The organism is Enterococcus sp. 3H8_DIV0648 (genome assembly GCF_002140655.1).
In the GTDB taxonomy this organism is placed as follows: Bacteria; Bacillota; Bacilli; order Lactobacillales; family Enterococcaceae; genus Enterococcus_A; species Enterococcus_A hulanensis.
The window spans coordinates 937,799-945,501 of the sequence record NZ_NGLG01000001.1 but is presented as its reverse complement, the minus strand read 5'-3'; the positions used below and the strand labels follow the sequence as shown (position 1 = coordinate 945,501).

The following is a 7,703-nucleotide window of genomic DNA, read 5'->3' as shown; positions in this document are numbered from 1 at the left end:
TAATAAATCTTGTCTATTCTAACCTATTCGAAGGAGCTTTGTTATGGCGCTATTATTGACACTATTATTTGATCTTCTGATGATTGTTTTATTCTTATTCAGAATGGTTAGAGGAGATCAAATTACTTTTATCGTTAGCATCGTTTTACAAGGATTGCTTTTTATTGATCTATTGGCGGTCGTACTTTTACGTCCATCTAAACCTGAAATACCTGATGATGTTCCAGTAGAAATGACTCGCAGACAATCACGCCGTTCGGCTAAGCCTGCGCGTGGCGGCTTTTTAGCTAAACTTTCCTGCATTGTCGCCTTGCTTATATTAGCCTACTATATTTACTCAGTTATCTACATCTTCATTTAGTTATTTACGACATCGACATTTGTTGATGTTTTTTTATTTTGAAAGTGAGAATATCCGATCACAAAAAAAGTTATGTCTAAGATTCTGACATAACTTTTTTCTATTGATATTTTCATCAAAGGGACAAGTTTAACTCTCTAGTTCATATAATCCAAAGCAGAAAAACTTGCCGAAGTCTGCGATTATAATTTTTTACGATTAAAAATGAAAACACTTAGTAAAAGAACCGCTAGAAAGAGAAGCGCACTGAGGATCATCGCTGGTGCATAGTCTTTAAAGGCAGAAGCATTTTGCAGAAAGTTTAGATTCTGGGATGCCAGCGAGACAGGATTGTACTGTTTAACTTTATCAAACATGTTCAGCAATATTAGTAAAATGACTATTCCGCCGGTTAGCAGCAAGCCTTCATAATTATTTCTGGCAATCGTTGAAGAAAGCAAAACAATACTTAACAATAATAGTCCGAAGAGCCATAAAGGAAAGGCTGCTTGAAAAAGATATGGGCTTTTATTGTCGGGGAAATAATAAGCAGTATATCCCCATGTAACTAAGAAGCATACCAGCAAACAAAAGCTCCACTGAAAGATCAAGCTGATTATTTTCCCGACTATGATCGACCAGCGGCGAAGTCCTTTTGTGACTAAATTGATCAACGTTCCCTTACTAACCTCGTTGCTGACCGTTCCGCTAAACATCAAGGCCAAGACGATCAAACCAATTTGGGTTAGATTTTTATAAAATTGCGTCCACGAATCTAGCGAAGTTGGTTCGGGAATTGTTTTAGCCAACGCTTCATTCAGCGTCATTTTTATAATCTCAGGTGTCATTTTTGCCATTAAAGGATTCATCAACCCAAAAATCAAAAAGATGATCAGCAAAATCAATAAGCGTGAAGTCCGCCAGCTTTCAAATAATTCCTTTTTAGTGAAATAGTATAAATTCTTCACTGAATCACCTCCAAGAATATCGATTCTAACGAAGGATCAATTTTTTTTATTGATCTGGGATACAACTGATTACGCTCGAACAATTGGAAAAGACTGGGAGCGACCACTTCATATTCCTGCGTGTAGGTCAAAATAAATCGATTCTTTTGCGAATCAAACGAGTAATCCTTGATAATCTTTTGATCCATCAAATTCTGCAATTCTTTCGTAAAATGAATTAACTCTGCTTCACCATAAAACTCGATTTCAATTTGATCTTTTGCATAGTGTTCTTTCAATTCATTCAGCCGACCACTGACAACTAATTCTCCTTGATCTAAAATACCGACATAATCACAAATTCGTTCCACATCACTTAAAATATGGGTCGAAAACAAAATCGTGGTTCTGCCCTTTAAAGTCGCCAGCATCTTAAGAAAATCATTGCGCCCGCTAGGATCTAAAGCTGACGTCGGTTCATCACAGATCAGCAGCTCTGGATCGTTTAGTAAGGCCTGAGCAATCCCTAAGCGCTGCTTCATCCCGCGCGAGTACCCCTTGATCTTCTTTTTATCATCAGCTAAACCAACTAAAGACAGAATCTCAGGGATTTTTTGTCGCAGCTGTGCTTTTGACAGCCCAGTGATTTCACCACAAAAGTTCAAATATTCTTTACCAGACATGTAGTTGTAAAACTCGGGCACATCGGGTAAATAGCCCGTCAGATGATTGGTTTGATTGTCACCGAAATGAACGGGCTTGCCTTTAATAAATATTTCACCACTGCTTTTTTCTTCTAATCCTAAAATCATTTTCATAGTCGTGGTTTTTCCTGCACCGTTTTCTCCTACAAAGCCAAAAATCGATCCTGTTGGCACCGTCAAATTCAATTTATTAAGAACTTTTTTGGCGCCAAAGTTTTTTGAGACCTGTTTCAACTCCAAGATATTCACTGGTCGTCCCCTCTTCCAAACACAAAGTAAATGACTGGGCCAATGATCTGAAGTAACACAACAACGAATAGCCAAATAATTTTGTTGCCAAAACGATAATGTGGATGCTTCAGTATGTGTGTGACTGCCGCGATCACTAGGATCAGCTCTAAAATGATTAATGGCAAAAATATTGGTAAATTCTCTTTTAGAAACGCGAAATTATTCATGCTCTGCCCGCTCCTTTTTTTGCAGCAGTCGTAATTCAGTGTAAATCTGCTGTAATTGTGCTTGATCGGAAAAATTTGCAAAGGCGGGATTATTGATCACAAAATTGATTAATGTCTCTTTGATCTTCATTGAGTCTCTAGGTAACTGATGGCCGATTTCTAATTGTTCCAGCCATTTATCGACTTGATCAAAATAATCATCGCCATGAAGCTCTACCGGAAAATCCGTCTCCCTCATTACCTCAAGGAAATCATTCAGCAACGGAAATGCCGCAGTCTCATTTTGCATTTGAGCATAGCCGAAAATTGCAGACAATTGAAAGTTCATCAATGCTACTGGATGCATTTGTTTAAAATTAAAAATATCGGTAAATTGAATTCCCCGCGAAACGGTTTCGGCAAACTTCTCAGGCTGATTGATCACTACTTGTAAATAATTGCCTAAAAAGCTTAGAAAAACAGTCGTATACTGATAAATAGCACTTTGCAATGTAATGACGGCCTGCTGCTCCTCGCCTTTTTGCTGCTGAGCTGCCGCAATCAAGCTTTCAATCGGGAATAAAACAGGCACCTGATCCCCTAAGATCTCCAATACCTGATCAAACTCATTCAAGGTTAATGAAGTATATGCTTCATATTTTAACGCCTGTGTAATTAATTCGGGATCTTTCGCTTGTGTTTTTACATGGACAAATAGTTCTTGTGCTTCTTTGTTGTAGGTTTGAATATTTTCTTCGCCTGGCAATAAATCAGCATGGTTCATGAGAAACATGCCCATTTGTAGAATAAAAGGATAACAAGAGTAGTACCGCTGCACAAAACTGCGGATCATAGCCAAGACATCCTCGGGTGGTTGTGTTTCCAAAGATTTCTTCAGCATGCCATAAATTCGTTGAATCTCATGATTATCCAGCTGTGGCTCATAGGTCAATAGTGAATCAATCGTAATATCAAAATAAGCTGCCAACAGCGGGAGCAAAGTAATATCGGGATAGGTTTGACCTGTTTCCCACTTTGATACCGATGCCTTCGATACTCCTACAAAATTGGCAAGCTCCTGTTGCGTCACCTGCTTTTCCTTACGCTTTTCCATAATAATCGGTCCAATGTTCATTTCCATCTATTTCTCCCCCTTTATATTCATTTTAGAATGACTAGTAGCAGAAAACAATCGAGTAGTTGTTAACTTTCGAGGATAATAATCAACTAACGAGAAACAAAAAGACCAGAGCGCTAAACTCTGGTCGTCATAAATAAGCAATTATTCTTTTTTATACTCTGAATTCAATTGTTTGATTTTCTTGCTGAACCTTTTCGGCAAATAGGCTAACAAAGCCAAAAGAATACCGGCGGCCGTCAATTCCATTAATAAAGTTAGCGAGACACCTTTGGAGGCAATCTCTGAAGCCATGAAGGCATAAATAAAACTAGCCGGCATCATAGTAGCAAAAGATATTAAACTAAACTTTTTTACACTCATGGGAGTCATCGCATAGGCATAACTCTGGATCGCATAGGGAAAAATCGGAACTAAGCGAGTAAAGATCAGAAACGAAATGCCGTTTTCACTGACGCCTTTCTCAATCTTTTGAAAAGTGGCATCATTGCCGAAACGCCGCAAAATATAATCTCTTGCCACATACTTGCCAATGATAAAAGAAATACTTGCGCCAAGTGAAGCACCGATAATAGTCAAGGTACCGCCCAACAATCCGCCATAGGCTAAACCGCCGACAATTGCCAAAAACTGGCCCGGCAGTAAAAAAACAGCTACGACTACAGATAGCAGGATGAAAATCAAATAACCCACCCAACCCAGATTTTCTAAATATGCTCTTAAACCCGCAATGTCAGTCAAAAAATCAACGAAGCCAAACTGATACGCTAGAAAGATTACTAGTACGACGAGTACAATAAATGCTAAAATTTTTTTCAACCGCTCACCCCTCTCGTTTCAAAAATATCAATTCCTTTGAAGTCCAGCAGTCATCCGTTTAATAATCAATTGGTTAAAGCTGGAAATATCTAAAAGTTGCTTAGGCATCTTCACGGGATACGTAGAGTTCTTTGCTAAAGTCATTTGCCCTTTAGTAAGCTCCGCCTGTTCGTTTGCAAGAAAATAGTGCTCCTCGCTAAATAAATCTGGTCGCTCTAGATAAACTGCGGTCGTCATATCCCAGTTGCAAAAGCCGTTAAAGTTAAAAACTTTTTCATTCCACTTGATCCAGTTTTCTAACGTTTCACTAAGCCACTTTAAAGCTTCTGGTGTTGCAGTCTTTGCCACTGCCTCCAAAAATTGTTCCATTTCACGCTTTGAAAAGAAAGCTTCTGCTGTCATATGCCCGTTCATAATCGTTAGCTTTGTTTGGCTTAATAAAACGGTATTGGTAGCAGTGGGATCACAGGTGAAGTTCAACTCGGTGACTTTCCGCTGATTAACCACTAACGGCTCAGTAGTTCCACCCATCAAGACGATCTCGTGAACCTTTTCAAAAAAAGTTGGATCGATTTGCTTCGCTTCGGCTAAATTTGTCAACGCACCGGTTGCTAAGATCGTCACTTCATTAGGAAAGCGATTGACCTGTTCGACCAAAAAATCGGCTCCTTGATAAAAATCAAACGATAAATTCAACCGCTCTTTCATTTCTTCCGTCTGCTGGGTGACTTCCGCTAAGCTGCCGTTGCCATAAGTCAATGTCACACCTAACAAATCAACTGCTGGTGAACCAAGTAAATAAAGCAGCGTTAAACCATCATCGACATCCCGACCTGATAGCCCGAATGTATTATCACAATCCAAAATGATTTTTCTCATTCTAATAATCCTCTGTTTTCCTTCAGCCAATGCTGAAAATGATGATTCTCTTCCTTTAGTTCATAACGAATCTTTTTTAGATCAATCGGAAAATCAATATCCTGCAGCTGAGGTAATAATCCTACCTCCAGTCCTGTCAGACGAGCCAGCGTTTCATTCAGAACTTCACTTTTCCCCCAAGTAATATCCGTTTCAAAAATCGGGGTCAAATCAACCTCTTGAGAGCAGCCGATCAAATAGTAGCCGCCGTCAGGTGAAGGCCCCAGCACAACTTCGCGCATTTGATCAAAAGCAGCCGCTATTATTTCTGAATTTAGATTAGGAATATCACTGCCGGTTAAAACAACTTTGTCATAGCCCTGTGCTGCTATATACTTCATGGCATGATTCATTCGTTGGCCGATTGTTTGGCCTTTTTGCGGAAAAGCAGTAAAACTATTCGGCAGTATTGAAAGTAAACTAGTGGGATCACCTTCGTCGGAATAAGCAAGATATAGATCGATGCCTTCGTTACTCAAGCAGTCAAATTTTAGAAAGCTGTCTTGTAAAATCTTAAGTTGGACCTGACAAGCTTCTTCACCGCTCAATAAGCTTTGCAAACGAGTCTTGACTTTGTTAGGCACAGGAACTCGGGTAAATAATATATAAGCATGTTTATTCAAAGACTCGCTCCCTCAATGCTTGACGTAAAAAATCTTCCTCTAAATAGCTAGTAACCTTCTCGAAAATCTCCTGATTTTTTAATTCCTTTGTATCGCTCTGATAACTATCGTAAGCCATCGCCGACCAAGCTAAAGCCCGCAGCATTAAATAGGGATGATAAATTCTCAACGCTTCTTCAAACGTCTCCGGCGCAAAACCGGTCGCCTGAAGATAGCAGGCGAAAAAGTCCTGTTTCTCCGTCTGAGTTAAAACCAAATTACTGCGCCAAAGTGTTGTAGTCGAAGCTAAAAATTGGGAAATATCTTGAACCGGATGACTGATCACCGGCTTCTCCCAGTCAATCAAGAAACCTTTTTTGCCTATAATAAAATTATGTGAGTTGACCTCCGTATTATTGACCGACCATTGATCAAGCTCAATGAAAAAACGCTGTTGACCGACATTTTTGTCGCATCGCTCTAACGCATCAGCTAATTGTCGCTGCGCTTGTAACGGAACAAACTCACTGGTCAAAACCGGTGCTAGCAGCCGCTGACATTCATCCACGCGAGCTGCTAAAATCGTCGCCTGTTCTTTTACCAAAAAATTATTTACTTCTTCATCAAGCGGCTGTTGATGAATCTCGCCAAAAATCAAAGCAGCTTCTTTTAAATCCCTTCGATAATCTAAGGGACCGCCTACCAAAAATTCCATAATCAATAAGCCTTGAGGAAAAAATTCTCGGGTATCATCCACATAATAAACTTTCGGTGTTCTATTCGTTCGTTCTAACCATTTCAAAGCCTGATACTCATAACGAATTTGATTTTCTAAATGCAATTGGCTGCCATAGTTCAAACGAAAAACATAGCGCCTTTTGCCATCAGAAATCACAAAATTTTGGTTGTATTCTCCTTGAGCAAGAAATTCAATTGTAAAGGGTTCTTGCAGCTGCAATTTTTCAATCAGGCGTTTTTCTTTCAAATATTCGCGAATTTTCTCTAGCATGAATAGCTCCTTTTTATTTGTAATATCGCTGCGCCAGCTTTTCAGGGGACATCCCCATTAAATAAAGCAATTTGATTTTGTGCATTTTCAAATGTGTGCGAAGTTTGCCCTTTTTAAAACGGCGGCTTGAAGTCATGATTGGTATCGGTATTTGATAAAAATTCCCTAATTTCTTCAACCGCCGACTCAACCGCCAATCTTCCATCAACGGAATAGACTCAAAACCGCCAGCTTTTTCATAGGCTTTTCGCGTGGTAAACAATCCTTGATCGCCAAAAATCAACCCGAGATAACGAGCACGCAAGTTGGAGGTCACAGCCAAATAACGATAAAAGAAATCCGTTGAATCAAACGATAAAGCGAAAAATCCGGCACTGCAATGCTCCTGCTGCAAAACATTTTGCATTTGCTCTAACAGATTTTGTGTACTTCCTATACGACTATCGCTATGTAAAAACCACAAAATATCACCGGAACTTTTTTCAGCACCATAATGCAGCTGTGCCCCGCGATTTGCCTGTTTTAATTGGTAAACGCTGGCCGATTTTTGAGCGACACTCACTGTTTGATCGTGACTGCCGCCATCCACGACAATTATTTCATAAGCGGCATTATTTCCTAATTGATTTAATTGCTCCAGCAAGCGATTAATATTTTTTTCTTCATTTAATACAGGAATAATGCCGCTTATGAAATAATTGTCGTGGATGGCGGCAGTCACGATCAAACAGTGCTGTCTCTTATACACATCTAGAATAGTAGATCGGTGCCGTTTGTAACGTGAAGGCT

The 7,703-nt window shown here is 39.5% G+C and carries 10 protein-coding genes; 1 reads left to right on the top strand and 9 read right to left on the bottom strand.

Features of this window, described 5'->3' with window-relative positions:
* Positions 1-43 precede the first annotated feature (43 nt).
* On the top strand, positions 44-361 hold the full coding sequence (locus A5875_RS04405) for a hypothetical protein (RefSeq protein ID WP_088932481.1): 318 nt from the start codon (positions 44-46) through the stop codon (positions 359-361).
* Between the two features lie 182 nt (positions 362-543).
* Here the strand turns inward: A5875_RS04405 and A5875_RS04400 are convergent, their stop codons facing one another.
* The 9 genes from A5875_RS04400 to A5875_RS04360 all read right to left on the bottom strand — a co-directional run bounded on the left by A5875_RS04400 (position 544) and on the right by A5875_RS04360 (position 7,635).
* On the bottom strand, positions 544-1,308 hold the full coding sequence (locus A5875_RS04400; RefSeq protein WP_088932480.1) for an ABC transporter permease subunit: 765 nt from the start codon (positions 1,306-1,308) through the stop codon (positions 544-546).
* Positions 1,305-2,240 (bottom strand): ABC transporter ATP-binding protein, encoded by a 936-nt coding sequence (locus A5875_RS04395; protein ID WP_088932479.1) that lies wholly within the window; start codon positions 2,238-2,240, stop codon positions 1,305-1,307. The genes A5875_RS04400 and A5875_RS04395 overlap by 4 nt, the downstream gene beginning before the upstream one ends.
* Entirely contained in the window at positions 2,237-2,449 is a 213-nt protein-coding gene (locus tag A5875_RS04390) for a PLD nuclease N-terminal domain-containing protein (RefSeq protein ID WP_088932478.1), read from the bottom strand. Before A5875_RS04390 ends, A5875_RS04395 begins: the two co-directional genes overlap by 4 nt.
* Positions 2,442-3,569: a helix-turn-helix domain-containing protein gene (locus A5875_RS04385; protein ID WP_088932477.1), complete on the bottom strand. Its 1,128-nt coding sequence runs from the start codon at positions 3,567-3,569 to the stop codon at positions 2,442-2,444. The genes A5875_RS04390 and A5875_RS04385 overlap by 8 nt, the downstream gene beginning before the upstream one ends.
* A 141-nt stretch (positions 3,570-3,710) precedes the next feature.
* Positions 3,711-4,385, bottom strand: a complete 675-nt coding sequence (locus tag A5875_RS04380; protein WP_088932476.1) for a TVP38/TMEM64 family protein — start codon at positions 4,383-4,385, stop codon at positions 3,711-3,713.
* Positions 4,386-4,412: 27 nt separating this feature from the next.
* A complete protein-coding gene (locus A5875_RS04375; protein WP_088932475.1) occupies positions 4,413-5,264 on the bottom strand; it encodes a nucleoside hydrolase in 852 nt (283 codons plus the stop codon).
* Positions 5,261-5,926 carry a TIGR04282 family arsenosugar biosynthesis glycosyltransferase gene (locus A5875_RS04370; RefSeq protein WP_088932474.1) on the bottom strand — a complete coding sequence of 222 codons (666 nt, stop codon included), beginning with the start codon at positions 5,924-5,926 and terminating at the stop codon, positions 5,261-5,263. The genes A5875_RS04375 and A5875_RS04370 overlap by 4 nt, the downstream gene beginning before the upstream one ends.
* Positions 5,919-6,914, bottom strand: coding sequence for a phosphotransferase family protein (locus A5875_RS04365; RefSeq protein ID WP_088932473.1), 996 nt, complete (start codon positions 6,912-6,914; stop codon positions 5,919-5,921). Before A5875_RS04365 ends, A5875_RS04370 begins: the two co-directional genes overlap by 8 nt.
* A gap of 13 nt (positions 6,915-6,927) precedes the next feature.
* Entirely contained in the window at positions 6,928-7,635 is a 708-nt protein-coding gene (locus tag A5875_RS04360; RefSeq protein ID WP_254911887.1) for a TIGR04283 family arsenosugar biosynthesis glycosyltransferase, read from the bottom strand.
* Between the last annotated feature and the right edge of the window lie 68 nt (positions 7,636-7,703).